We start from the raw sequence: 883 nt of genomic DNA, 5'->3' as shown, positions 1-883 counted from the left end.
CCCGGCCAGGGAGAGGACCGTCGGTGCCAGGTCGACAAAACTGACCAGTTCCTTGTTAACCTGGCCCGGCGGTATCTCCCCCGGCCAGCGGATGATCAGTGGGACATGGATGCCGGAATCATATAACCAACTTTTTTGCCGGGGAAGCGCCCCTCCATGATCACTCCAAAAGAACACGATGGTATCATCGGCCAGCCCGTCTTCTTCCAGATCTGCCAGGATCTGCCCCACCTGGCGGTCCATCTGCTCGATATTGGTGTACTGCTGGGCGATATCCCGGCGAACCACCGGCGTGTCCGGCAAGTAGGGCGGCACCGGTACCGCATCCGGATCCACGCTGAGGGGCAGCTCCGACTGCCACACCTGGCTTTCATGGGTCGTGGTCAGATTGATAACCGAAAAAAACGGTTTCCCTTCCGGCCTGTTCCGCCAGTGAGCCTCCCGGCTGGACTCATCCCATACCGAGGCGGGGAGCCCAAAATTGTAGTCGGTTTTAACATTGTTGGTCGTGTAGTACCCAGCCGCCCGCAGGTATTCGGGAAACGCCTTTACGTATGGCGGGGGTACCACCAGGTAGGGGGTGACCGCACCGCTGACCAGCGGCTCACCGTCCGGTATCGTTTTATGGGCATGGCCGGTATGGGTCGGGCGGTGATGGTGGGCCCCAATGGAGGATTGATGCAGGCCGGTTATAATCGCCGTGCGGCTCGGCGAGCAGACCCCGGCCGTGGTAAAGGCATTGGTATACATCATCCCCTCGGCGGCCAGCTGGTCGATCACCGGGGTTTCCACCACCGGGTCCCCATATACGCCCATCAGCGGGGAAATATCCTCCACCGAAATCCAGAGTATGTTGGGCCTGTCGGCACCCGCAGCCTGGGCC

General features: G+C 60.8%; 1 protein-coding gene. It reads right to left on the bottom strand.

What is annotated here, in order from left to right:
* Positions 1–883 (bottom strand): sulfatase (locus ACG2E4_RS18425; RefSeq protein ID WP_395277506.1); only part of this gene is annotated, 883 nt, incomplete at both ends.

This window comes from Halalkalibaculum sp. DA384, assembly GCF_043951955.1.
Classification (GTDB): Bacteria; Bacteroidota; Rhodothermia; order Balneolales; family Balneolaceae; genus JAMQKA01.
This window is presented reverse-complemented; position numbering and strand designations above follow the sequence as displayed.